Here is a 26,509-nt window from a genome sequence, read left to right as displayed (position 1 = left end):
TCACTAGGGAAATAGGGAATATTATGGTTTCCTCAATGCTTCGGTTTTCTCCTCGTCACGCATTGGATTGAGCGCTACTTGTTTATTCGGTGTCCAATTTCTTGTGCCTCGAGTCCAACGCTCTGGATGCTTTGCCTTCGCTGCTTCGTATACGTTTTTTCGCTTTTCCAATATGGCTACGTGTTCCCCCGAATGACACTGTACAGGAGTCACAAAATTCAGCCCACTATGTAGGTGAATCTCGTTGTACCAATGGACAAATTGCCGTGCCCATTTTCTTGCTTCTTCGAGTGATGCAAAGCCTTTGTGTGGAAAATCCGGTCTATATTTGAGTGTCCGAAACATTACTTCTGAGTAGGGATTATCGTTACTCACACGTGGTCTTGAAAAGGAGCTTTGAATGCCCAACTTCTCTAGTAAACTTAAAAATGTCCCAGCTTTCATTGGGCTACCCTTATCTGAATGTAGCACGAGTGGAGCTCCATGAATTTTTTCATTGATAACGGCTTTCTTTACAAGCGTTTCGGCATGTTTTGTTCTTGTTCCCATACTTCCCATCCAACTACTTTTCTACTAAATAAATCGAGTATTAAATAGAGTCGATAATACAAACCTTTCACGGGTCCACCAAGCCAAGTAATATCCCATGTCCATACCTGATTTGGCGATGTTGCCAAATGACTTTCAGGGATTCTTTGTGTTGGCTTTTGACTACGACCTCGGTGATGTTGCATTTTTTCTTCACGCAACACTCGATAAAATGTAGATTCTGACGCAATGTAAGTTCCTTGGTCTGCAAGCTTTGGTACAATTTGCGTCGGCGGTAAATCGGCATATTCTTCTTGTTTCACAACCTCCAGTATTTCTTCTTTTTCTTCCTCGGACAACTTATTTTTTGGAGTAGGTCTTTTCACAAGTGGACGCTGATCGACTTTCACATCCCCCTCTGCCACCCAGCGCTTATAGGTTCGAATGCTGATATGAAGTTCCTCGCAAGCTTTCGCTAATCGCGCACCACTTTGCTTCGTTTCTTGGATGAGTTTTACGGCTAATGCGCGATTTGACGGGTTAATCATTCTCCCGCGTCGTCCCCCCAAATCGCTTGGGCCTTTTTTCTGAGTAATAATAATGCAGCAGCTTCCGCCAATGCCTTCTCCTTCTTTTGGAGCTCTTTTTCTAATAGCTTGGCACGCTTCTGTTCTTTCTTCAACGCACCATTTAACTGCTTCGATTGATCCGATGCTTGTCCGTTGGCTTGAAGGCAAGTCGTTCGCCATGCCTCAATCTGCTCACGGTATAACCCTTTTTTGCGACAATACTCAGCCAGTTCCGTTTCATTCATTGCGAACGTCTCCATCACGATTAAAAACGTATCTTGACTACTCCATTTGTCACTTGTTTGTCCATTCCCCGGCGTTGCCACACCAGCTGCACGTGCTTCCTTACGCCACTTGTACAACGTCACTTCTGAAATACCTTCTGCTTTCGCAATTTGTGCCACTGATTCATTATTTGGTGGCATCATCCGTTTAATAACGGATCCTTTTTGTTCTTGTGAATATCGTACCCTATTTTTCCCTGTCATATCGATCAACCTCCGTGTTATTTACTTAACTATAACACTAAAGTATCGTACGACATCTATCCTAACAGAGGGGGGGTGAAAATAACAATTCCAATCGGCTATGCTACCAAGATGGCTTGAAATAGTTAATAAAGACTGTTTGAGTCTAGCTTAATATTCCATTTCACCAATAATCGGAACCGATGTTTCTCGAAAATACGAACCTTCTTAACCAGCTTCCCTCCTTGGACAGTTTTACTTTACTATATGACTAAATCATGAACTGTAATGAAATACGGTTTTTTCCTCTTAACAGTTACCTCCATCCAATAGAAATTTCAAGAATTTTTATACCTATTACTGGAAAAGCGAAAATTTTAGTATTGGTTTACTGTTTCCCTACTCTGTTCACTTTTTATCTAAAATAAACAAAAAAGGGGATTAATATATGAAGAAGATTATAGCTTATACAAGCGAGGATTGTAGTTATTGTAGAGAACTTAAAAAGTGGTTGATGGAACAAAATATAACATATACAAACATGGATGTAAATGACAGTGATGTAGCAAAGGAATTTAAAAAATATAATTCTCCTGGAATTCCATTAATAATTGTTAACGACAATGAAACAGGTAGATACCATAAAATTGTTGGATTTAACCCTTCTAAGTTATCAAAGTTAATATTTTAATATTTTTAAGGAGGGTTAAATATGAAGTATGAAAGTAAAATTTATCTAGGTTACAATAAAATAATTTCGGAGTATGAATTACCCTCTGATGTTCCTAAAAACTTGGATTTTATCGGAGCAAGAAAAATATGGGATAAAACACAAGGAGAAGGAAACATTATTGCTGTTATAGATTCAGGTGTAGATAAGACACATCCAGCTCTTAAAAATAGTATTTTTGATGGTTATAATTTTACAAACGATGACAACGGAAAACCAAATATTTATAATGATTACAATGGACACGGTACTCATGTAGCTGGAATTATTTCCTCTAACAATAGTAAACAAGGTATAATGGGTATAGCACCAAAAAGTAAGCTATTAATCCTAAAAGTAATTGATAAACAAGGTTCAGGGAACTATAACTGCTTAATTAATGCTATTAACTATGCAATTAATTGGGAAGGCCCTAAAGGGGAAAAAGTTAATGTTATTAATATGTCTCTAGGTGGAACTGAACCGAATGAAGAGTTACACAAAGTTATTAAAGAAGCTAGAAGTAGAGGGATTGTCCTTATTGCAGCAGCAGGTAATAATGGAGATGGTGATTCAAAAACCTTTGAGATAGTATACCCTGGTTTTTATGAAGAAGTGATCCAAGTTGGTTCCATTAAAAAAAATGGTAGTCCTTCATCATTTTCTAATACTAATGTTAATCTTGATTTTGTAGCTCCAGGAGAAAACATTATGTCTACTCATTTAAATGGAAAATATGTTAAATTGAGCGGCACCTCAATGGCTGCTCCTTTCGTATCTGGTGCTGTAGCATTAATACTAAATATAATAGACCGTTCAAACCCTAAATTAGTTCCGTATTTGGTATATCAATATTTACTTGATAATGCAAGGTATTTAGATCACTCTATATATCATGTTGGTAATGGTTTAATACAATTACCTTCAGGTTAACAATGGAAAAGCTAATTTAGATGAGGACAAAAAAGAACCACTAATTAAGTTTTGATATATAGGGGCGATCCAATAATTCCCTGAAATAAAGCCCGTGGATATAAAAACATTCGTTTTTCTCCACGGGCTAATCTATTCTTTCGGTTTTAAAAGTTCTGAGGTGTCACGACCTTTTCTCCACTTCTACTAATCTTAGTATTTCCTACTTTTTTGAACCAAAACAATTACAAAATTTTATATCATAATTTTTTTCAATGTATTCCTTAAGTTTTTTAAGTTCTTTAGAATACTCTAGTGCTATATTCCTATAAAACTCTTCTTCTCCTTCATCTGAACAATAGTCTATACATTGGGAAATTTTTAGTAAATCAATTTTTAATTGATTGAACTTTTTTAGTTGTTTATCAATATCCATATGATTCACCTCTACTATTACTTTGAAATTGTAACTTTATTATTGTTTTAATTTAGCTGTACTAAACTCCAAAAGCTTGGCGTTTCTTTAAATTCTACTGAATTTAATTTTTCAACTATTTTTAATCGGATTTCTTGGGCTAAATCTTCCCTTTCCTGATAAATTGTTTGATAAAGGCTCTTTTGGATTCGGCCTTCAAATTTTTTAATTAGACTATTAATGTCTCCGGTAACTTCATCTTCAACAATTTCTCTTAAATCTTCTTTCACTAGTTCTGCCCCTCCCTACTCAACTCTTTGTATAATTTTTTTAATGCTTTTTTATGTTGGTTGGAAATGTTTTGAGGAGTAGTTCCTAAAATATTAGATATTTCATTAAGAGTTAATTGCTTAACATATAACATATCTAAAATTAAGGTTTGTTTTTGAGTAAGGATATCTAATGCTTTATATAATTTTTCATTTTCTATTTGTTCCTTTAAGGAACTCTTTCCATAATACCTCTCTTCATTGCCATTATCGATTAAGACATCCTTCATTGTTGAATCACTGCCTTCTTCAAGTGGCTGATCAAGAGTTAATAAAAATCTTTGATTTAACTTCCGAATTTTTCTGTCATAATCGATGCTAAAATAATGAATCAAATTATTTATATATTTAATTTTTTTTATCTGTCTATAATGTATGGAAAACGCTTTATCAACCAACTTTTTATTGCTATCAATTGGATATTCTAGTGCTTTAATTAATAACTCATAATTTTCCTCATTTTCAAGGAAACTTTTTATTATAGGATTCTCCAAGGCCTCTTTGTTATTTTTGAAAAATTCTTCCACTTTATTTCGCTTGTATTCTGTAGTTTTATTCGACATCGTCCACACCTCTAATGTTATGGGATTTTTTATATATAAAGTGTTTTTGTGGTAAATATTTTAAACTAAACAGAACAAACGTTCTATATTTTTTTGTAGAATTATTGAAAATTTTGCGTAATTATATCTATTTAATGAAATCTTTCAAAAATTTATTTTTTTGGTATTTTGACACTTTTCTATAGTAAGGGGGTGAACTTATGGAACAAATTCAGATATTTGCGAATTTGTTGGGGAATTTTGGCTTTCCAATTGTAATGACTAGTTACTTATTGATTCGTTTTGAAAAAAAGATTGAAATGTTAACAGAAGCAATATCAGAATTAAAGAATACATGTATGTTCTCTAATGAAAAGGGGAAAGGATAATAAGGGTTAATGAGAAATTATTATTAAAGAAGATTGAAAGTATTTTCTTTTTGATATAGAAAAATGGTGAAAAATTATTTCTATATCAAGGAGAAAGTACATATACTTTTTGTCTCTTCACCATTTTCTGTGGTTCACACACAATCCCAGTAATAAGTTAGCGAGAGAGTATTCCCTGTACATTCCAGGAATACACGCTGTCTAAACCGTGCTAAGTTTCGGTATCCGTAAGCCCTTCTTTTGATGTTTTTGATTTTGTGGTTGGTTCCCTCCGTTTTTCCGTTTGTATACGGGCAAAAGAAATACTGAAGGATTTCAGCTTTCCATTTTTTCAGTGTTTTGGCTACCCCATGAAACGAAGGGAACGGGCTACTCCATGCCAATTGAATCCATTCTTCTAAGGCACACAAGGCATCATCGTAGTCTTGAATCGGATAGAAGTCTCTCAACTTTTCTTTTAGGTAATACGCACAGGCAAGGTCTGAATGTTTTTCTAACAGTTCATCCAGTTTCATTTTCTGTTGATCGGTCAGTTTTTCATATCCTTTCAAAAATAAATATCTCACTCGTTTCAGCTTGGGATGTTTCTTTCTCACCTGGTCTAATGCCTGTGTTACCTTTTGAATGACATGATACTTATCAACGACAATTGTTGCCCATGGAAACATGAATTTCACCGCTTTATGGAAAGGCTCCCACATATCCATTACGACTGTTTGAACCGCCCCTTTTGACAAGACATGTTGATGAAGTAGTTGTTTCGTTGATTCCGTCGTGCGTTGATGAATCATCCCTAACACAGAGCCCAATTGAGCATCTAATAAAACGATTTCGTATTGATGGCCTTTACGAACAGCCACTTCATCCAAGCTTAAGACAAGATGATCGGGATCCATCATCTCCGAAAGTGTTTCTTGATGTTTGGTTTCTTCTTCCTCTGCGATCGAGTAAAAAATCCGTTCCAAGGTCGTGTAAGGAATGTTCATTTTGGAGCTAACGTATTCAATCGTTGTGCCAAGACACAATTGATAAAGATACTCTTAAACGATTCGTCTGATGCTTTCGAGGAAGAACAGATTCGTATCTTTCGGAGAATACCTCTAAACAATTTAGACATTTATATCGTTTGACATGGATAATGAGATAAACATCTTCGTTCAGTATGGGAAGATCTCTTACCTTTCTTGTCCTTCTATCGTGAACAGAGGAAGAAAGGAAGCCACAATGAATACAACGTTCTTCTAATGAATTTTTTTCAATGGATATTAAATGATAATCTGAAAGCTTATCGTGTTTAATGACCTTAAATTCTGGTAATCCTAATGATAAAGAAAGCATTTATGAGTCCTCCTAATGTTTTGTTTAGTCGCTAACATTATTGCCAGGATTTCATAAATGCTTTCTTCTTTTTGTTTAAATCACAAAATATGGTGATGAACCTACTTTTTATTTATTCATAAAAAAATAGCCTCAATATATGGAATATTGTTACTGTAATGTTTACTTAATCCATTTCATAAAGTATAATAAGATTAACTTAATAATAGAAATTTATAGAGTCATGTAATCATAGTTTATATGGGACTCAAATTTTAAAGTTAGGAGGATTTAATTGAATAGTAATATTATTTCAAGGCTCTCCTTAATTTTAGTTTTTGGACTATCTTTGTTCTTTTTATTATCACTATTTTCGTTAATTCAGATTCAAACAAATATTTTCAGAATCATCATGATAAGTGGTATTATTTTTTCATTAATTTTAGCTTTAATAAGTCAAAAAGGAAAAATGAGGAATGTATTATTAACAATTAATTTAACTATTGCTGCTTTTTATTTTATTGTAGTAGAGCTTTTTAGATTTTTATTTCATGGAAACAATTTTTAAAACTTTAATTATTTTTTGAATTGCATAATTTGAATATACTGTATGTCAACAACGTTTTAAAATTCCTCTATTTCAACTAAATGAAATTCACTTTTATTTTGATAAATCGGCAGGGTAAAATACCTGCTTTTTTTCTTTTCTCTAAGACGATAAGAATCACTTTTGGTATTAAAGGTAATGGCATGATATAATAAATGATCCAAAATATGGTGTTTGTCAATATAGTTGTCGCATTTAGTTACTTTAGTATTTTAATAAATGCCATCAATCCCCAAGTTCAGTCAAGGCTACCGCGCTGCGCTTGCTGGCCTAGTGATTTGAATTGAAAGGAAAAGCATGCTTTCGATTCAAATCACTAGGGAAATAGGGAATATTATGGTTTCCTCAATGCTTCGGTTTTCTCCTCGTCACGCATTGGATTGAGCGCTACTTGTTTATTCGGTGTCCAATTTCTTGTGCCTCGAGTCCAACGCTCTGGATGCTTTGCCTTCGCTGCTTCGTATACGTTTTTTCGCTTTTCCAATATGGCTACGTGTTCCCCCGAATGACACTGTACAGGAGTCACAAAATTCAGCCCACTATGTAGGTGAATCTCGTTGTACCAATGGACAAATTGCCGTGCCCATTTTCTTGCTTCTTCGAGTGATGCAAAGCCTTTGTGTGGAAAATCCGGTCTATATTTGAGTGTCCGAAACATTACTTCTGAGTAGGGATTATCGTTACTCACACGTGGTCTTGAAAAGGAGCTTTGAATGCCCAACTTCTCTAGTAAACTTAAAAATGTCCCAGCTTTCATTGGGCTACCCTTATCTGAATGTAGCACGAGTGGAGCTCCATGAATTTTTTCATTGATAACGGCTTTCTTTACAAGCGTTTCGGCATGTTTTGTTCTTGTTCCCATACTTCCCATCCAACTACTTTTCTACTAAATAAATCGAGTATTAAATAGAGTCGATAATACAAACCTTTCACGGGTCCACCAAGCCAAGTAATATCCCATGTCCATACCTGATTTGGCGATGTTGCCAAATGACTTTCAGGGATTCTTTGTGTTGGCTTTTGACTACGACCTCGGTGATGTTGCATTTTTTCTTCACGCAACACTCGATAAAATGTAGATTCTGACGCAATGTAAGTTCCTTGGTCTGCAAGCTTTGGTACAATTTGCGTCGGCGGTAAATCGGCATATTCTTCTTGTTTCACAACCTCCAGTATTTCTTCTTTTTCTTCCTCGGACAACTTATTTTTTGGAGTAGGTCTTTTCACAAGTGGACGCTGATCGACTTTCACATCCCCCTCTGCCACCCAGCGCTTATAGGTTCGAATGCTGATATGAAGTTCCTCGCAAGCTTTCGCTAATCGCGCACCACTTTGCTTCGTTTCTTGGATGAGTTTTACGGCTAATGCGCGATTTGACGGGTTAATCATTCTCCCGCGTCGTCCCCCCAAATCGCTTGGGCCTTTTTTCTGAGTAATAATAATGCAGCAGCTTCCGCCAATGCCTTCTCCTTCTTTTGGAGCTCTTTTTCTAATAGCTTGGCACGCTTCTGTTCTTTCTTCAACGCACCATTTAACTGCTTCGATTGATCCGATGCTTGTCCGTTGGCTTGAAGGCAAGTCGTTCGCCATGCCTCAATCTGCTCACGGTATAACCCTTTTTTGCGACAATACTCAGCCAGTTCCGTTTCATTCATTGCGAACGTCTCCATCACGATTAAAAACGTATCTTGACTACTCCATTTGTCACTTGTTTGTCCATTCCCCGGCGTTGCCACACCAGCTGCACGTGCTTCCTTACGCCACTTGTACAACGTCACTTCTGAAATACCTTCTGCTTTCGCAATTTGTGCCACTGATTCATTATTTGGTGGCATCATCCGTTTAATAACGGATCCTTTTTGTTCTTGTGAATATCGTACCCTATTTTTCCCTGTCATATCGATCAACCTCCGTGTTATTTACTTAACTATAACACTAAAGTATCGTACGACATCTATCCTAACAGAGGGGGTTATTCTCTTCATTTATTACTTAACTCTCCATATAGTAACCTAACTATTTTGTAAAAAATAATATCTAAAAGGTTGAAAATATATTTTTTATTTCCACTTTATAAAGTAGATTCGCGCGAATTAGAAATTTAGGGAAAGGAGAAGATATTATGTCTGATCTAATGTTAAAAGGTTTTAAAACATTTCATTCATATTCAAATCTAAAGCAGCTTCTTGGTAATGAGAAAATTAAACTTCTAAAAAGTAATCCAAAATTCGCTGATATTGAAAATTTGAAAGTTGTAGATTCTTTTGTATTTCAAGGAAAAAGAGAAAACAAAGAAAACTCCTTTAAAAAAGGTAAAGGGATTGTTCTAACAAACATCACAAAAGATATTGTTGTTCGAGTTATTCAAGATAACACAAATAATAAAACTGTAGTATCTGCTTTAAGCTTAGAAAAAGTTAATGATGAAGATTTTGTTAAAGCATATGAAATCGACCAAAATAATCAACTCTATGAGGTTTATTCAAAGAAGTTAACTCCGGAATTAAAAGATGAATTTGAATCAAACTTTATACCTGTATTCCAAGAAGAGAAAACGGTCTATGACGATGAAATAGTTGTACAAGATTGGTTAACTGATGGATGTTTACCAGGTGGGTATTTATGGTGTGGAAAAGGATGTTCAAATTTCACAGACAGAGGTGGTGATGGTTCGGTAATCAATTCAACTGATTCATGCTGTAAATCCCATGATTATTGTTATCGTTATAACTGGGATACTGTAGATGGTTGTGACGATCAACTTTGTGCTTGTGCTCAAGGAAAGTCAACGACAGCTGCATTTTTTATTAGACTATGGTTCTGTGATTAATTTCGAAAGGAGGTGAGTATAATGAAAAAGTTAACCAAATCTATTCTTTCTGTGGCACTACTAACTGCTGCTTTTGCAACAAATGCTTTTGCATATTCTGTAACAGCAAAATTAAACTATGGTTCTCCTATAGCAGAGAGTAGTACAATGACTATTCAAAATACTCTTAAAGTTATTGGGAAGAATACTGGAAGTAATCCAATGTGGGCATCTGGAGTAAAATCAAGATGGCCATTATGGGATGTTGAATATGGGGAAATGTATTTATCAGGTGGTCAAAGTCGGACAACTACTGCTAGTGTTGACCATTCATCATACTATGCAAGAGCAGAGGCTACTTGGTTATCTCACAAAGAAGGAATTCTAAATCCTACAACTGGTACTACTACAATTACAAATAATTAATCGTAATTGTTCCACCCGCTTAGGGTGGAACTTATTTAAGGAGAGGAACTTATGATTATCAGGATTTTTAAGAACCTAGTACTCCATTACTTCACCCTTTTAAGGAGAAGAAAAACTGTTTTAATTACTTTAATCCTACTAACATTTTATATTGTATTTTCACATAGTCAGCATATGACTTATGATTTTTTTCATCCGGGAAGTGCACTTACCTTATCATCTCCAATTATTCAAATAGGAATGTTTATATTCGGTATTCTAGGAGTATCGTTTAATTTAGAAGAAAAAAATTTTTTGTACGATAAAAGTGGAAGGACTAATAATACTTCTTTAACTCTTGTTTCAAAACTTACATTTGCTCTAGTATTTTCTATATTTCTCTCAATTATTTTCACATTACTTTTTTGGATAATTTTACTCCTTAATAGTGTACCTTTAAGTAACTTCTACTATGAAAGTGCTAGGTACATTTTTTATTACTGGTGTATTCCTTTTTTTGTTATGTTCTGTATTGGAACAATCTTTGGAGAAATATTAAATAATGTATTCTCATATTTTTTCACAATTATATTTGCAATTTTATTAGGACCTCTAAATTTTTTATTTATTTTTAAAGGTCTAGATCAAATAGGCATTGGACAAAGAGAAAATAGCACTTTTTATCACCCTTTATATGGTTATCCATTGGAAACCACTGTTTTACTGAAACAATTTTGTACTGTTTTATTAACATTATTATTTTTATTTTTAATTTATTTATTGAAAAGAAATTATAATAAAAAATTTTTAATAATTACCTCATTTTTAATGGTTACTTCTGTAGTCTTGATTTCTTTATTTTTTAAATATGAAAATATTGAACAAAAGTTGGTTATGGAGACAAAAAATAAAAATATTTTTAATGAAATTCTTTATTATGAAAAAGAATTGAATAATTATAAGCAATTAATAGATAAAAAAATAGATATAAAAGCAAACAATTATGAGATAGTAGTTGATATGACAAATAAACATATTAATATCGAAACAAAAATAGCATTTAAAAATCCACATAGGGAAAAATTGGTGTTAAATCTATATCATGGATTTAAAATTAATAAATTAAAATTAAATAACAAAGATGTATCCTTTACTAGAAAAGGTGATTATATTTATATAAACAGTCAGGGTGAAGGTGAAATTTATTTGAAATATAATGGACGTAGTTCTCCTTTGTTTTTTGCGAACAATCAAGCTATTTTATTACCAGCATATTTTTCTTGGATACCTTCTTTTAATTTGACGCCAGCTTTCAGCTTTTATGATAATCAGCTTCTAAGAAACTACTCTCAAAACAATTATACAGCTAATTATAATTTAATTTATAAAGGGCCACTTGAAGTATATTCAAACCTTAATAAATTATCTAACAAAACCTTTAGTGGACAGAGTTCAAACGGGGTGTTCTTAATAGCAGGTCAATTAACTAAAGTAAAATATTCAAATGATGAAATTGTATTACCAAATACATGGTTAAAAGCAATGAAAAGGTACAATGAATTTAAAATTTTAATAAATAATATTATTAATGAAACTTCAAAGATACTAAATCAACCTATTTCCTCACCAAACAAGGTATTTATTATTCCTATAACGGGAATGAATGATTCGTTAATGGAACAAAATATTTGGTTATTTAACGATCACCTAGTAATTAATTTTCCAACATATAAATCATTTAATAGGGATGCATTAATATCTGAAGAATATTTAATTAATTCTGTGGTCCCTGCAATAGCTTGGAAAAACCATTCTTCTTTTGAAGAAAATTTTACTAAGCAAGAATTATTTAATGCCACATTATCTCATTGGATAGCAGTACAAAATAATGCTAATAATAACTATTTTTCGTTTATATTGGATAAATATTTACTATATTATCCGGATAAAGAAGAAATTATTGAAAGTATAGAAATTCTTAAAAGAATAAATTTTGAAAATGTAAAGAAACCTTCGAGATTTCAGCTTTGGTACAAAGCTATTAAAGAGGATAAAGAGTGGGTAGAAATTAATAAAATTATTAGGGGGTTTACTAATGATAAAAATAGAAAACTTGACCAAAAAGAAGCTAAATAAAGTATTACTAAATGATATTAATGTTGAAATCCCCTCTGGAATAACAGGAATTATTGGACCAAATGGTGCGGGAAAAAGTACTTTACTTAAGATTATTTATGGAATTGAAAGACACACATATGGGAAATTAGAATATAAATTTCCTAACTTAAACAGAGAACTATTAATTGGATATTTACCACAAAACTTCGAAACTTATCCTAATTTAACATGTAGAGAAGTGTTACAACATTATGGATATTTAAGAAAAATTATTTTAGATAATAATGACATTCAAAGAATACTTGGTGAGGTCAATCTTATTCCTTATAAGGATATAAAGGTAAAAGAATTGTCTGGCGGTATGCAAAAAAGGCTTGGGGTTGCTCAAGCTCTTATTGGAGATCCAGACATTTTAGTTATAGATGAACCTACGAGTGGACTAGATATTTTAGAACGAATTAGGTTCAGAAATATAATCAAAAAGATAGGAGAAAACAAATCAGTTATAATTTCAAGTCATATTATTGAGGATATCGATACTATTTGTTCATACATTGTTGTTTTATATAATGGAAAAATAATACACCAAGGAAAAAGAGACGAAATTAGATTGAATCTAGGTAAAGTTTATCTAATAGAAGTTCGAAAAAATGAACTTGATTATTATTTCAATAACTTTATCGTGACATCATATACTCCTATTACCCCTGAAAGTTATCAACTTAGGGTACTCTCAAGGGACTCTAATATACCTTTTGGTAGAGTTGTTAGTCCATCAATAGATGAATTTTACGTTAGTTTAATAAATAATTAGAGGAGAATATTATATGTTACTTATATATAGAATGCTAATTAATTTTAAAATATTAAAATCACAAATAGTTCTATTATTAATGATATTAGCATTAGTATTAGTTAAAAATATATATAATGGATTATCTATAATAACGATTCAAATATTAATGTTACCGATAATAACTTGGATTATAATTAATTTTTATAATAATCTTTTTACGTATAATATAGTTTTTAACAAAATCACAAAGAAGACATTAAATATGTTATTTGTTGATTTTTTTATAATTAATTTTTCATTTATTTTTGTTAGTACAGTTATATTAACTCCTTTTATAAGCGAAAAAGAGCTATTTATTCCTTTTCTATATAACTTTTCCTCTCAAGTTTTCTTTTTAACCAGTTTTTCGTCTCTAACTTGTATTATATTCAGGAATTTTGAAATGCCATTAATAATTTTTCTTTCCTACTACACTGCATCAATTTTAGGAGTATTAGATAAATTAAAAGTTCATTCTGTTTTATTTCTCTCTGGGAATTATTTTAATTTGAATGAAACTATACCAATGATTTATTCTAACATTATTTACGGAGTAATTTTTATTGTTTTTAGTTGGATGATTCTTGATGAAATTAAAAGTGAAAAAATACAAAGAAATTAACTCTGGTAAACCATTAGCCCTCATAAAATTACGTCATTCCTTTGCGAGTGAATGGTTGCGTTCTGGTGGTAATCTTGTATTGCTACGTGATCAGCTTGGTCACAACTCGATTGAGACGACTTCGCTTTATACCAACTTGTCGAGTGAAGATGCTCGAAAGGTTATTGAAAAGATGGAGAATAGCGAAAATATCTAAATGAAAACTATTAATAAAGCAAGCGGGATATGAAAAAACCGCTTGCTTTTATGTTCAAAATTTAATTTTTAAAGGTGGTCCCTATTTTATATGTGGGTTCAGTTTAAATAGCAGGAGGCTACTCCCCTACCATGCCGTCCTTATCAGCATCGTGCATATAAGGGTACAACCAGTGATCACTGGTAATAGGCATACTATAACCTGCAGCTTTCGCTTCTTCAATCGTCACCTGTCCATTCCCATTAGTATCAATAGAAGAAATATCACCTTTTGTGTTTTCAGCAGATTCATTGTCAGTTGATACAAGTGACGCGTTTACTTCATCAGGGTTCACATTTTCAAATACATCAACAATCTCATTCCCCATTATCGTATAGGTATACTGATAACTGGAAGGGATTTGTGTTTCTGTATTCGGATATGTAATAATGGCTTCAAAATTAGTGGCGCCTCCTGCGCTACGAATGGCCTCTTCCATATAGGCTTGATCGCCATGTCGATTAAGTGTACTGTTTTGTGGAGTTATATTATAAGCATTTGATACCCCTCCAAGAGAATCAGCAATAATATGTCCTTCATCTAAAACATCACTTTCGACACCAGGAACCTTTGCCTCATCATGATAATATCTGCCAGACGATAATACAGGTTCGTTCTGTTCATCTTGTAAAATAATTTCGTCAGCAACAACACGTACTAGTTGCCCGTATTCGTTCGTAAATGCCCAATATTCACGGTCACCATAACCAATGTCAACAACGACATTTGGTTCACGATGTCCATTCAAATCGCCACCATCCACTTCAATAAGTTTGTATCCAGAGAACAGTTCACTTTTTAGTTGGGTGGGTGCTTTCTCTACTACTGAATCTGTTTCTCCTACTGTAATGGATACATCTTCTACATTGGTACAACCAACAATAAAGCTAATGGTTAAAAGCAAGATTAGTTGATTCATTTTTTTCTTCATCTTAGAACTCTCCTCTAACAGTTTTCTTACTTACTTTATTTTATCAAACAGAACACTTGTTTGCCCTTTGTTCAGTACTTTTTCATAAATGGAACGTTATAAAGCTCCTTCTTACTTTTTAAGCAAAACTGAGCACTTATTCAATATAGTCAGGAAATACATAGGACAACTAAAGAAAGAGAAATACTAGTAAGCATCGCGATAGGACTATGTTTTATCCTCTATCCTTTACGACTATTTTCTAATATGATAAATGTAGAGTTCTATCGATTTAGAGGTGAACTGATTTGAAACCACCATTAACAACAGAAGACAAAGATACGGCTGCCGATTACATAATCCTTAAATTATTGAAGACTACATTAGAAAAGGATATCGATTCGGTCAAACAATCGTCTATTCGTCTTCAGAAGCCGCTAATTGAGCAGTATGAAAGAATTATTAACCAGATTAATCAAGATATTAGAACTACACGAAAATCCATGCAGAAAAGCGGAATTAAGGTGTACGATCGTGAAATCATTAACGAGGATATTTGGAGATACAAATTCGTGGTAAGGGGATACCAAGATGAATTTCGTTTTTGGAAAGCATTGCGATTACATATGCAGAAGCGGTTGAAACAGTATATGAATTAAGTAAATGGGAGTAATATTCCCGTGATTATTACTCCCATTATTATGTATATTTTAGTCTACGAAGAATCGTTACATTGTTTTCTTCTTCACAGATTGGATATGTTGTTCTTTAATGCTTTGATCTACCCTCGTAAATTTCTCAAGCTGTGTGAAAAGAAGGTTAATGTCATCTTTTGTTAAGACCTTCGAACCTTTTTTTATTTCTTTCCTCATTTATTTCACTAAACCGTTTCTTTTTAAAATGTTTACGTTGGATGAGTGAACTTGTAGATTTTTAAGTTGACATCTCTCGCTGAAAATTATGACTGATTTTAAATATGGGTGATAATTCAAGTCGAGGACATCTTTTAGTGCAGTAATATGACCGCTGTTTTGCCATATTGGATTGTAAAAACGCTCCTTCTTCCCATTTGGGAATGATTGAGTCCAATACCTGTTCTTCTCATTACCAAAGATCCACCCGCTGTAGTTTTTCGATTCAAAAACATAAAGTCCTGTTTCGGTAATCATTAATAAATCAATCTCTGTTGTTGAACCATTCTTTTTAGGTATATAAAGATTACATAGTAAACGGTGATGTCCTTTAAGTTTTTCAAGGTAGGAAAAGGTCAAAAATTCACCATACTTTCCTTTGTCCAATATTGTGTTAAAGAATCGGTGACCTGTAATACCTTGATATGCTGACCGTTTGAAATGTAAATATTTAGGTAGAACTATTAGGAAACCAAAAAAGATAATAATTACACTGAATACACTAAATAAACTGATTACGATGTTGCTAGATACCATTTTGATTATTCACCATTCCTTACATCTCTAATCTATTTTATTCTTATTAAAATTTGACTGAAAATCAAAAAATAGACGTATGTTATGTTAATCTGATAACAGTTTACAAGATACTGGCTTTTTTCAGAAAGTGAAAATAAAATAGGAAACTTAGTTCCTTTATTTCCACGCATGACCCTTGTGAAAAAATGATGAATGAGTTAATTGTATTTAAAGGAATAGAAGATTTCTATTGTGTAATCTCAGTAAATATGATTTTTGGATTTTGATCTATTGATACTAAATCTAAATAAGACTCCTCTTTTTGAATAGTTCACTCAGTTCATATTTGAGCCTCCTCAAAAAAAGACCGTAAGATGTTGTTTCCCCAACAAATCTTACGGTCTATCATTATCGAATTTCATGTAAATACTTTTTGAGTAGGTTTGGTAAATAGTCATACGTAACGAGGTCTTGAGGGTAGTGAAACGGAAACTCTTCTTCCTCGACCAGCTCTTGTATGACTTCGTTTAGTGCTTGCATGTAAAAAGCATAAAAGAACTCGTAACTAAACGGTTCCTTCGGGACATCGTTTTCGGCGCAGACGATGGGATCACAGTAATTCAAATAGGTTCGGCACGGAATCGGACGCACTTCATACGCTTTACACGTATTAGAATTCGTATCCAAAAACGGGCAAGGTAATTGTTTTCGAATATATGTTTTCTTAAAATCTCCTTCAAATGGCATGGAGCACACGTCTTTGATCTTCGCCTCATAGGTTGAAAAATAGTCTTTTAAATGCGCCTTCATATCTTCACGTGCTTTTTCCGGTAACGTTTCGATGTAATCCACTAGCATTTTTCCTTCGGCTTGTGTCACAATGATGGGAAAATAACAGCAATGCGCACAACCTTTTAAACAGCTTGGTTTAATAGTGGCTTTCTGTTCAATTTTCTCAATCTCTTCATCCACTACGGATAATAGCCCTTTTAAAGTCATGACCATAAATTGTTGGAACGTAACAGGTTCCTCTATTTGAAATAACTCCTCTACTTTGACAAAAAACGATTCGCCATCTGGAATATATTTTTCGTTAATCTTATCACAAATTTTAATCATTTGTTCATATGACAAGTAGTGGCTCAACGTATTCACTCCCCTCTCGTCTTTATCCTATCTAATACTAGTAGAGTGAATGGAAAATGTCTACCGTTTTTAAACAAACTTCTTTTGTTTACAATACCATAATGTTACAATAAACATAATCAGCGAGACTAGACTTCTGGGTGATGAGACCATATTAAAAGAAAGGATGAGGGGTTTCATGTATTTCGGAAGTAAAGGATGGTATGTTAAAGAATTAAAAAAACTAGGAATTCGCAACTATGAAGGACGGAAGCTGGAAAGTTATAAAACATACATTTTAGCTAAACTACTAGAAAAGCAGAGTCGTTAATTTCAGAATGTTTAATCTTCAGACGCTGTCTAAAAAGTCCATAGTTTAAGACGAAAAGAATGCTGTAAAGTCAGCATTCTTTTCGTTTATAGACAAGCAGAAAAAAGCGTATCCGCAAGTTCATCAAAAAAGAACGCAACCGCACGAGGAACACGCTTACACCTCTTTAGCTGAAAGCTTCTTAAGACCGAAGACTCCATTAATTCCTGAAAAATTTATTAAAAAGAGATAAATTCTCGTCTTACAAAAAATAGTGCTGTCTAAAAAGTCTATTTTAGGGTAAAATGCTCCAAAATTAAGACCAAAAGAATGCTGTAAAGTCAGCATTCTTTCGGTCTGTTTTTTAGATTTCGGTACGTAAATAATACTTTTCGCACAGCACTTTCTTTTTAAATGTACAAAAATTCCGGATGGGAATGACTTAAAAAATCATGGTGGGAAATCGTCCATGCATAAGCTCCTGCCATCTTAAATTTGATGAGGTCACCAACTCGCACTTGTTTGCAATATACGTTGCGAGCTAAAACGTCATTTGGTGTACACAATTCTCCCGCTATCGTCACGTGCCTGTCCTGTAAAGCTGGACGTGAACTTGGATAAGACCACTGGTTGACCGGAATCACTTCAAAAGGATGACTCATCTTCCATGCTGCTGGCAAACGCAAATGATGAGATCCACCACGAATGAGAACAAATGATTCTCCGTGGTTTACCTTAACATCCATTACTTCACTCACATAATATCCACATTCGGCTACCATGTAACGGCCAAGTTCGAAGACGATTTTCCAAGACGGATGAGCCTCTTTGTTTATTACACGCTGAACTTGAGAAGTAAATAACGACCAATCAAACGGCGAGTCGTGTTCTTCATAATGAATCCCAACACCCCCACCTACATTAATATAGGTAACATTCAAATCAAACTTGTTTTCCCATTCGTTTACTTTTTGGAAACAATGAGATACAAATTGAGCATGTGCCACAGCATCTAAATTATTGGAGACGGAATGAAAATGAAAACCGACTAGTTGGATGAAACGACAACCCTTAACATTGTGAATGAGTCTCGGTACGTCTTGTTCATCTACTCCAAACTGTGTTGCTTTTCCCGCCATCGTCAAACGGGCACCTGCTATCGCTAGTTGTAAGTTTACGCGTAAAGCAATTTGTACCTCTTGTTGAAGTTCTTCCGTTATAAGAGCTATTCGATTTAGTTCCCATTCACTTTCAACATGAATGACACAAACACCACTTATAATCGCTTTACGCAACGTCTCGTCTGTTTTCACCGGTCCACTTAGCACCTTTGGCTTGTTCAAGCATAACTCGTTAACCTTCGATACTTCCCCAAGTGAAGCCAACTCAAACCCATCAACGAATGGCTCGAGCGTTTGTAAGATTTCTTTGTCGGGATTGGCTTTCATCGCATAAAATAATGCACATTGCTTCGGTAATGAACGCTTTAAATGTTGAACATGACTTGATAATTGCTTTAAATCATACACATACGCACAGAATGGTTCATGTCGTTTTTTCGATTTTAAAATGATGTCTTCGACGTATAACTTCTCCTCTTGTATCATCTTCTTCTCCTTTCGATAATCCCGCAAACGCATCACGATTTAAGACAAAAATAATCAATGAAAAAATAAAACAACACATTCCCATCAAAATTCCAGATCCATACACGCTCCATTCCGCAATAAAGCTAAATAAAAGGACACCTAATGAAATAAATCCGCGATCCATTAACGCTATGCTTAAAACTCTCCCTCTCATCTCGTCTGGAACATAGTATTGAAGTAAGATGCGATTAGATGTTCGGTAAGCTTGTCCAAAAAAACCGATGAAAAAGAGTAAACACCATACAACCAAAACATGAGATGAGCTCACGATAAAAATCATTAACATAAAACTAAATAATAGACAGGCACCGATCATTTTTGTGGCCGTTACCTTTATCCAATTCATAGACATAATAACCGTTGAAAGAAACGCTCCAACGGATGAAAAGGAAAGCATCACCCCAAATTGATCGGGCCCTAAGTTCATCAATTGTTGAACAAAAATTGGAAGCAATGATGAGTATGGAAATCCGAACAGCATCGGAACGATTGATAAAAACAACAATCCTTGAAGAGGACGATCTTGTTTGATAAAAGAAAAGACTTCTTTCATCGAGCTCTTCTTAGCTGTTTTAGTCTTTTTCTGGCCTATCCCCTCCGGCAAACGAATCAGACAAACGGCTGATAATAATAACAAAACAATATAGATAATAAACAAAACATTTTCATGAACCGAGACAAGCAAAAATCCTGCCAGAGCTGGTCCAATTAATCGAGAAATATGAATAATTGATGTGTGCATGGAAATCGCACTCGCTAACTGTTTTTTCTCAGTAAGGCTTGCAATAAACGTATTTCGAACAGGTGTTTCAACAGCTAAAATAACGCTGCGCAAGAAAACAATCACAACAAGTAAGAAGAAAGAAAAATGGGCATTGTAGATAAAAATAAACGTAGCCGTTAAAAGAGACAAACCGATTTGACTCCATTGCAATATCTTCTTATTGGAGTATCGATCAGACAGTATCCCGCCTAACAGGCTAAAAAGAAAAATCGGGATTAACCGGCATGCATTAAGCACACCAATTGCTGCCGGTGATTTTGTCGCTTCTAATATAACCCAATTTAAAACGGTAAAATCCATCCATTCTCCGAAACGACTAAAAAAGCTAGAGATTAAAAACGGCTTATAAGAGTTTTTATTACGAAATCGTTTCATCGTTATCATCATCCTCTATTTAAGGCAAAAACCTTTGCTATTCATGGAGTGGATTGGGTACTTTTACATATAAATAACCAGGATGATCTTCATAAAGTCTCATTTTCGTTAACGCTTTATGATCGACCGTTTGAGCAAATAAATACTTACGGTCATGCGATACGTTTTTCCTCACTCCTTCTTGCGCTTGTAAGTTTTGCAATACACGTTCACAAACAGCCTTTACAATGTTCCAGCATTTTTTCTCACAAACTTTTGCATATGAGCTAATGAGGCGAATGACTTCCCCAATATGACTTTGAAAAACGGTATAGTGCATTTTATTAAACATTTCGATCACATCATCTGTCTCTGAGACTGAATGAGGATACAATTGAAAAGTTATTCCTTGCTTTTCTAAGCGCTCCTTATAAATCCGGGAGCCTCCCCAATCTCGAAAAAGCAACTTCACTGGCTTTCCATCTTGAAACACGACGACCGAATTTTGCAGATGACCCTCTACTCCGATTCCGTATTTCACCATAAACGTCAAATATCCCGGTAATGTAATTTGGCAATAATCATAAATAAAAGATTCAGCCGCTTCCTTGGAAGTCAATGATTGATTTTTACAATATTCATCAAAAAGATCCTCTAATAGACGCTTTTCTGTTGTAACTGTAACACTATGAAAGGACGAAGCCGGAACAGGTATTTCCCCTTGCTTAACGTACTTCGAAATTCCCTCACGTATCATCGCCGTTAAATTCCGGCTTTTTACTCGATCATTGGATAAAAATCCAATTCCGAATGTTTCATGAATTGGTATAAAAGTGGATGCCAACCATTTTTCACGTCCCAAAATAGTTTGAATCAGTCTCGAAACAACGGGGCCATTCATCGCTGTTTGAATCGATATGGAACGCGTTGTCGAAGTCATCTGACTATGTACCGCTAATTTTACAAATAAATCCTCATCATCTGGGACTACCGTCCGAAATGACGTCGTCGCTTTAGATGGAATCGAAAAATCTTTAAGTGGCACGATGGTTCCATCTTTTATTTCTTGTTCATACAAATCAAATAAAACGTGGTCAAATTGCCAAGAATGGACTGGAATAAGGGCATATTCATTTTGTATAAGCTTTTGAATTCGCTCGTTGTGAAGGGATGGAAATTGTTTCATTAATATTTCATTTGAGTCTTCTCCGTTTATCGTGTTTTTTGCAATACAATCCTTTTTTACGGCAACAAACTTTATATCTACTTCTCCATTTAATTCAGGAGCATATCGTACAACGTCCTCAACTTCCATTCCCATTTTCGTTTTCGTTCCAGGATGCAGATGATGCCCTTCTGTACACAATTGCTCAAAATATAAGCCCATTTGTATAGGGGACATTCCATCCTCTTTCCTATTGTCCAACGATTTCTTTTTTTCAAAAAACGTATACGAAAGGGCTAAGTTAACACTTCCGTTCATGAGTTCATTCAGTAGTTTTTCCCAATTTCTCTGTTCTTCATGTATGCGGGGAAAGCTTTCAAATAAACTGTTAAACAACTGTACACAGTCCGGTATCACTCTTTCTTCCCCACGATAAAACAGTACGTCACCCTCTAATTGATAGCGATAAAATGCATGCTTGGTGCTGAATGGAATTAAGTAAAAACAGTTATCAGACACCGGTAAAAATAAATATTTCTTTCCTTCTTCGATTGAAACATGTGCTAAAATACGGCTTACTTGCTCCCATTGATAAGAAAATTCTGGATCATTCACAACAAAAACATTTCCAATTCGCTGTATTTCAAAACTATTACTTCGAAAATGAAGAATATCTTCTCGCAAAAAAGACTCAAGAAGCCGATAAAGAATGGTTCGCTTTCCGTGCTCTAATTGCTTTTGAAATGTATAGAAATGTTCTTTTTCCTCTTTTTCCATATAACGCAGACAAGATTGTTCATACTCTAAGTACGGTTCAATATTTAAGCGACTATTTATGACAAGGTGAATGCTCAATGGATTCCCTCCTTCATTTTCCAAAGCGGATTGTTCACTGCAACAAACTCATTTTCAATGGAGTTGTAAAGCCTCATTTTTACTAAGCTTTTTAACGAAATAAATGGCTTTCGTATCATTTCTTGATCTTGAGGTTGCTTCAAATGATCAAATGTGTTCATCCACTCCATTTGAACGATTTCCCATAGTTCTTGTTCCTTTATAGGAAGATGCTTGACAAGACAAATAATCAATTCACCAAGATGATTTTGAATGACGGCATGAGAGAACGTTTCGTACAACTCGTCAAGTTCGGTTGCCTTAAGATGTGATCCTTTCTCTAGTTCAATAGACAAGCCTTGTTTCTCCAGCCGTTTATTGTATAGTTTAATTCCGCCGTAATCCCGGATGATAAGCCGAACAGGCTTCCCATGTTGAAACACAGGAATACTATTTTGCAAGTGTGCTTCAAAGCTTACACCATACTTCGTCATAAATGGAATAAGCGTTGAAAAACATAATGCTACATATTCCTTCATAAAAGTGATGACAGCTTCTTTATCTGACGCTATTTCGTGTTCTTTTTTAAACGTGTTTAAAACATCTAATAGAACAGGTTTGTTAGAAAATGGTGAATCTGAAATTAAGGAGACAGCTGGAATTGCCATTTCTTGAGATTCAAATGATACAAGCTCTTCCGGATTTTGACGAATAATCGCGGCTAAATTTTTTCCTAGCTCATATGCTTTCTCATCTGTTTCTCCTTTAGATCGATAATGGATACCACTGTATTCCTTTAATAAACTGAGCTTCTTAGCTACCGCTTTTTCTTTTTGTAAAATAGTTGTAAACAATGTTGATAGCTTCGGTCCGTGAATCGTTGAAGGAGGAGATACAGTTCGAATCGCACTCGTCGCTTGAACATTTATTGCCGTTTTGATATGAAATAAAGCTTGTCTTCCCGACTTCTTTGCTAATAACGTCCGTAAAGAGGCTAATGCATAAGTTTCTCGCTTTTCAGAAAGGATGACTAGCTCTCCTTTTTTTATCGGCTCCTCATACATCGTTGGCAGTGTATGTTCGAGCTGCCACGGGTGAACGGGAATAATCTCATAATCATCCGGAATGAGCCCCTTCTCTAGCAACTCTTTTCTCACCAATGCTTGTAGATGTGGAAATTCTTGATACACCAAATCGGAAAATCGTTCTCCTTCTATTGATGTAACATGTGTACTATCACGTTTTACAGCCACAAAAGAAATAGAAGGTTCACCACCACACTCAGGTGAGTAACGAACAACCTCTTCTTTGGAAAAACCGAGCTTCGTTTTCGTACACGGATGAAGCGTATGACCATGTACAATGAGTTGTTCAAAAAAAGCTAGTGGACTAAAATCATTATTTTCTTGTACTTGCTGTAAGCACCAATCGATCGAATTATGATGTGTCCCTTTATTGATTTCGTTTACACGACTTTGAAAAGTTTGAAGAGACAAGGCATAGTTTTGAACACTATTTTCAACCTCTTTGAAAAGCGTTTGATAACTTTCTTCAGGGAATACAGCTTCTCTTTGCAACAATGTTAATAAGGTCAGAGGGTCTGTAATTTTCTTTTCTTTACTTTCTTCCTTCCATATTACTTCTCGAAGATCAAACCGATTTAGTTGATAGGTTCGCTGTAATTTTACGGTTAATTCAGCTCCTGTTGACAATGAGCTTTTTAACTTTAGTGGTTCAATCAGAGTGAGATCCAATAATCTCTCACGATACAAACACTCAAGTAACCGATTCATAATTCCTTTTTGACTTTCTTTAATAAAATTTATATTGACTGTCACTATTTCCCCTCCTTATGATGATAATGATTATCAATATCATAAAGCTTATTTTATTCTAATTGAAAACTATTATCAATAGGGGGAGGAAAAATTAGACCTTTTGTTTTATTTATCCATTTTCATTTACATGGCTTATCTCCTATTTATGTCGTTTGATAATTTAAAGGAGCATTCATTATGAGAAAAATTGAGGTCTTAAAAAGGGGGAAAGGAGATGTTAACATTCTGTAACCTCTCTCTACATCTTCCATGCTATTCTTTTTCATGATTACTTTGCTCATGTACATACAAATAGTCATTTAAATTTATAGAAGTATTATCAAAGAGTTGTACAAGTAGTTGGAGGAATAATAATGTTAGAGAAGCAGAAGCAAAACCATCGTTACGTTTATGGACTTGATGGACTTAGAGCTATTGCTGTCCTGTCCGTTATTGCTTACCACTTTAACTTCTACTGGGCTAAGGGAGGTTTTCTAGGTGTAGACATTTTCTTTATTCTATCCGGGTATTTAATTACGTCTATACTTTTATCCTCGTTTGAAAATAAACAAAAGATCAATTTACGAGAATTTTGGATGAAACGTTTTAGACGTTTACTTCCAGCTGCCTATGTAATGATTATAGTGACAGTCGTATGGGTTATCTTGTTTAAACAAGAACTATTAACAACAATCCGCGGAGATGCCTTATCTTCTCTTTTCTATATAAGCAATTGGTGGTTTATCTTTCATGAAGTTTCATATTTTGATAGCTTTGGTTCTCCTTCACCTTTAAAAAATTTATGGTCTTTAGCTATTGAAGAACAGTTTTATATCATTTGGCCACTCGTTTTAACCGTTGGCCTTTTTATATGTAAAAAACGATTCAAGTTTTCAATTGTTATCTTTATAGGAGCATTATGTTCCGCACTTTTAATGGGGCTATTTTATGAACCAGGAGGAGATCCTAGTCGTGTTTACTACGGGACTGATACACGTTCTTTTTGTTTGCTTTTAGGTTGTTGCTTAGCTCTTGTTTGGCCAATGAACAGACTCAGCTCAAAAAAACTTCCATCACATATGGAAAAAATGCTGAATGTAACAACGATGATTACCTTCAGTATTTTTATAGTTTGTGTAGTATTTATCGATCAATATCAAACATTTCTTTACAGAGGAGGGCTTTTACTCATATGCCTAAACTCCACCGTTCTTGTAGCATGTGTCAGTCATCCAAGCAGTTTGTTAGGACGCATGCTCTCATTTAAACCTCTTCGTTGGATTGGTACAAGATCTTACGGAATATATCTTTGGCACTATCCTGTCATAGTTTTAAGTACGCCTGTTCAAGAAATTGGCAGTCCCGTTTACTGGCGTGTCTTCTTACAACTAAGTGTAACGTTAGTCATTGCTGAATGGTCTTATCGTTATGTCGAAATGCCTATACGAAAAAATGGATTTAAACCATTTGTCCAAAAGTATTTATTAAACGCACTTCTAAATTGGAAAAAGTTAACTATCCCTAAAAGAGTATTAACTACTATAACTTTTCTGATGTTACTCGTATTTAACTTCGGCATGGCAGGTTTAGTTGAAGAAAAAAAAGCAAATTCTCCTGTAACAGAAATAAAAATTAGCTCTAAAGAGAAGACTTCTGTCTTAAAAGATTCTCCTTCCAATGAGGAAAGCAATAAAGTTTCTAATGAAGACAAGGGAAAAGAACATGACAGTGAAACCGATCAAGAAAGTACAATGAATACAAATAACTCTTTTGAAAAAATACTTGCTATTGGTGATTCGGTTATGCTTGATATCGGCACAAAGCTCCAAGACATCCACCCTGACATCACGATTGATGGAAAAGTTGGAAGACAAGTAAGGCAAGCCGTTCAATTAGCACCTAGTTATGCATCATTTAATCACTCGGATAATGCCGTTATTATTGAGTTAGGAACAAATGGTTATTTCACGAATAGTCAGATCGATACATTACTTAGCTCTTTCTCTAAAGCACAAATTTATTTAGTGAATACACGTGTACCTCGACCATGGGAAAAGAAAGTGAATAGAGCGTTAGAACAAAAAGCAGAAGAAAATGAAAATGTGACTTTAATTGATTGGTATTCACAAGCTATTAATCATCCAGAATATTTTGGTAGAGACGGTGTTCATTTAACACCGGCAGGAATAGAAGCTTTAACATCCCTTATAAAAAAATCCATAACTAAATGATTTAAACCGCCTATATGCTCCTTAGCACTGATAGGAAACCACTAATAAATCGGTAGGAAAAGGACCTTATTAATTGGCCGAATCCCCTTCTT

Annotated in this window: 22 protein-coding genes and 3 pseudogenes; 12 read left to right on the top strand and 13 right to left on the bottom strand. The window is 34.4% G+C overall.

Translation table 11 applies throughout. From position 1 onward, the window contains the following. Positions 1-21: 21 nt before the first annotated feature. Positions 22-1,585, bottom strand: a pseudogene (locus MLD65_RS12200) (IS3 family transposase). Between the two features lie 427 nt (positions 1,586-2,012). On the opposite strand from MLD65_RS12200, the gene MLD65_RS12195 reads away from it, so the two are divergent. Together MLD65_RS12195 and MLD65_RS12190 are read left to right on the top strand one after the other, a co-directional pair. Then, positions 2,013-2,255 (top strand): glutaredoxin family protein, encoded by a 243-nt coding sequence (locus MLD65_RS12195; protein ID WP_243292141.1) that lies wholly within the window; start codon positions 2,013-2,015, stop codon positions 2,253-2,255. Between the two features lie 21 nt (positions 2,256-2,276). After that, the gene (locus MLD65_RS12190) at positions 2,277-3,206 is read left to right on the top strand and encodes a S8 family peptidase (protein ID WP_243292140.1); all 930 of its coding nucleotides are present in this window, start codon (positions 2,277-2,279) and stop codon (positions 3,204-3,206) included. Positions 3,207-3,408: 202 nt separating this feature from the next. On the opposite strand, the gene MLD65_RS12185 is transcribed toward MLD65_RS12190, so the two are convergent. From MLD65_RS12185 to MLD65_RS12175, 3 genes are read right to left on the bottom strand one after another with little or no spacing between them, the layout of a single operon-like run. Beyond that, positions 3,409-3,621, bottom strand: coding sequence for a hypothetical protein (locus MLD65_RS12185; protein WP_243292139.1), 213 nt, complete (start codon positions 3,619-3,621; stop codon positions 3,409-3,411). 47 nt (positions 3,622-3,668) lie between these two features. Continuing rightward, the gene (locus tag MLD65_RS12180; RefSeq protein WP_243292138.1) at positions 3,669-3,890 is read right to left on the bottom strand and encodes a helix-turn-helix domain-containing protein; all 222 of its coding nucleotides are present in this window, start codon (positions 3,888-3,890) and stop codon (positions 3,669-3,671) included. Continuing rightward, positions 3,890-4,492 carry a sigma-70 family RNA polymerase sigma factor gene (locus tag MLD65_RS12175; RefSeq protein ID WP_243292137.1) on the bottom strand — a complete coding sequence of 201 codons (603 nt, stop codon included), beginning with the start codon at positions 4,490-4,492 and terminating at the stop codon, positions 3,890-3,892. Before MLD65_RS12175 ends, MLD65_RS12180 begins: the two co-directional genes overlap by 1 nt. Positions 4,493-4,692: 200 nt before the next feature. Here MLD65_RS12175 and MLD65_RS12170 point away from each other — a divergent pair, with 200 nt between their 5' ends. Further along, positions 4,693-4,860: a YvrJ family protein gene (locus tag MLD65_RS12170; protein ID WP_243292136.1), complete on the top strand. Its 168-nt coding sequence runs from the start codon at positions 4,693-4,695 to the stop codon at positions 4,858-4,860. 134 nt (positions 4,861-4,994) lie between these two features. Here the strand turns inward: MLD65_RS12170 and MLD65_RS12165 are convergent. After that, positions 4,995-6,198: pseudogene (locus MLD65_RS12165) on the bottom strand (ISL3 family transposase). A 274-nt stretch (positions 6,199-6,472) separates the two neighbouring features. Here MLD65_RS12165 and MLD65_RS12155 point away from each other — a divergent pair. Next, positions 6,473-6,745, top strand: coding sequence for a hypothetical protein (locus MLD65_RS12155; RefSeq protein WP_243292133.1), 273 nt, complete (start codon positions 6,473-6,475; stop codon positions 6,743-6,745). Between the two features lie 373 nt (positions 6,746-7,118). Here MLD65_RS12155 and MLD65_RS12150 read toward each other — a convergent pair. Beyond that, a pseudogene (locus tag MLD65_RS12150) lies at positions 7,119-8,682 on the bottom strand (IS3 family transposase). Positions 8,683-8,906: 224 nt separating this feature from the next. Between MLD65_RS12150 and MLD65_RS12145 the strand changes: the two are divergent. The 5 genes from MLD65_RS12145 (at position 8,907) to MLD65_RS12125 (ending at position 13,769) form a co-directional block, all read left to right on the top strand. Further along, positions 8,907-9,614 carry a phospholipase A2 family protein gene (locus MLD65_RS12145; protein ID WP_243292132.1) on the top strand — a complete coding sequence of 236 codons (708 nt, stop codon included), beginning with the start codon at positions 8,907-8,909 and terminating at the stop codon, positions 9,612-9,614. Between the two features lie 21 nt (positions 9,615-9,635). After that, the gene (locus MLD65_RS12140) at positions 9,636-10,019 is read left to right on the top strand and encodes a hypothetical protein (RefSeq protein ID WP_243292131.1); all 384 of its coding nucleotides are present in this window, start codon (positions 9,636-9,638) and stop codon (positions 10,017-10,019) included. Positions 10,020-10,070: 51 nt separating this feature from the next. Next, positions 10,071-12,134, top strand: coding sequence for an MATE family efflux transporter (locus MLD65_RS12135; protein WP_243292130.1), 2,064 nt, complete (start codon positions 10,071-10,073; stop codon positions 12,132-12,134). Then, positions 12,094-12,930 (top strand): ATP-binding cassette domain-containing protein, encoded by an 837-nt coding sequence (locus tag MLD65_RS12130; protein WP_243292129.1) that lies wholly within the window; start codon positions 12,094-12,096, stop codon positions 12,928-12,930. The genes MLD65_RS12135 and MLD65_RS12130 overlap by 41 nt, the downstream gene beginning before the upstream one ends. A 608-nt stretch (positions 12,931-13,538) precedes the next feature. After that, entirely contained in the window at positions 13,539-13,769 is a 231-nt protein-coding gene (locus tag MLD65_RS12125) for a tyrosine-type recombinase/integrase (protein WP_243292150.1), read from the top strand. Between the two features lie 118 nt (positions 13,770-13,887). On the opposite strand, the gene MLD65_RS12120 is transcribed toward MLD65_RS12125, so the two are convergent. Beyond that, complete coding sequence (locus tag MLD65_RS12120) at positions 13,888-14,739, bottom strand: DNA/RNA non-specific endonuclease (RefSeq protein WP_243292128.1); 852 nt, start codon at positions 14,737-14,739, stop codon at positions 13,888-13,890. A gap of 287 nt (positions 14,740-15,026) precedes the next feature. Here MLD65_RS12120 and MLD65_RS12115 point away from each other — a divergent pair, with 287 nt between their 5' ends. Further along, positions 15,027-15,377: a YhjD family protein gene (locus tag MLD65_RS12115; RefSeq protein WP_243292127.1), complete on the top strand. Its 351-nt coding sequence runs from the start codon at positions 15,027-15,029 to the stop codon at positions 15,375-15,377. Between the two features lie 213 nt (positions 15,378-15,590). On the opposite strand, the gene MLD65_RS12110 is transcribed toward MLD65_RS12115, so the two are convergent. Both MLD65_RS12110 and MLD65_RS12105 read right to left on the bottom strand, forming a co-directional pair. Then, positions 15,591-16,166: a nuclease-related domain-containing protein gene (locus MLD65_RS12110; protein ID WP_279326060.1), complete on the bottom strand. Its 576-nt coding sequence runs from the start codon at positions 16,164-16,166 to the stop codon at positions 15,591-15,593. Positions 16,167-16,556: 390 nt separating this feature from the next. Then, the gene (locus MLD65_RS12105; RefSeq protein ID WP_243292125.1) at positions 16,557-17,294 is read right to left on the bottom strand and encodes a YkgJ family cysteine cluster protein; all 738 of its coding nucleotides are present in this window, start codon (positions 17,292-17,294) and stop codon (positions 16,557-16,559) included. A 178-nt stretch (positions 17,295-17,472) separates the two neighbouring features. Between MLD65_RS12105 and MLD65_RS12100 the strand changes: the two genes are divergently transcribed. Next, on the top strand, positions 17,473-17,604 hold the full coding sequence (locus tag MLD65_RS12100; RefSeq protein WP_243292124.1) for a YflJ family protein: 132 nt from the start codon (positions 17,473-17,475) through the stop codon (positions 17,602-17,604). Positions 17,605-17,993: 389 nt separating this feature from the next. On the opposite strand, the gene MLD65_RS12095 is transcribed toward MLD65_RS12100, so the two are convergent. Genes MLD65_RS12095 through MLD65_RS12080 form a run of 4 tightly spaced genes read right to left on the bottom strand, consistent with a single transcriptional unit; the run spans position 17,994 to position 24,207 of the window. Next, the gene (locus MLD65_RS12095; protein WP_243292123.1) at positions 17,994-19,190 is read right to left on the bottom strand and encodes a type III PLP-dependent enzyme; all 1,197 of its coding nucleotides are present in this window, start codon (positions 19,188-19,190) and stop codon (positions 17,994-17,996) included. Then, positions 19,129-20,391: an MFS transporter gene (locus MLD65_RS12090; protein ID WP_243292122.1), complete on the bottom strand. Its 1,263-nt coding sequence runs from the start codon at positions 20,389-20,391 to the stop codon at positions 19,129-19,131. Before MLD65_RS12090 ends, MLD65_RS12095 begins: the two co-directional genes overlap by 62 nt. Before the next feature lie 37 nt (positions 20,392-20,428). Further along, on the bottom strand, positions 20,429-22,390 hold the full coding sequence (locus tag MLD65_RS12085) for an IucA/IucC family protein (protein ID WP_243292121.1): 1,962 nt from the start codon (positions 22,388-22,390) through the stop codon (positions 20,429-20,431). Then, positions 22,387-24,207 carry an IucA/IucC family protein gene (locus MLD65_RS12080; RefSeq protein WP_243292120.1) on the bottom strand — a complete coding sequence of 607 codons (1,821 nt, stop codon included), beginning with the start codon at positions 24,205-24,207 and terminating at the stop codon, positions 22,387-22,389. The genes MLD65_RS12085 and MLD65_RS12080 overlap by 4 nt, the downstream gene beginning before the upstream one ends. A 353-nt stretch (positions 24,208-24,560) precedes the next feature. On the opposite strand from MLD65_RS12080, the gene MLD65_RS12075 reads away from it, so the two are divergent. Then, positions 24,561-26,417: an acyltransferase family protein gene (locus MLD65_RS12075; protein ID WP_243292119.1), complete on the top strand. Its 1,857-nt coding sequence runs from the start codon at positions 24,561-24,563 to the stop codon at positions 26,415-26,417. Positions 26,418-26,509: the final 92 nt, after the last annotated feature.

This window comes from Bacillus sp. FJAT-47783 (genome assembly GCF_022808615.1).
Lineage (GTDB): Bacteria > Bacillota > Bacilli > Bacillales > Aeribacillaceae > Bacillus_BZ.
Note: the sequence above shows the minus strand (reverse complement) of the source record. Positions and strands in the feature narration are given on the sequence as shown.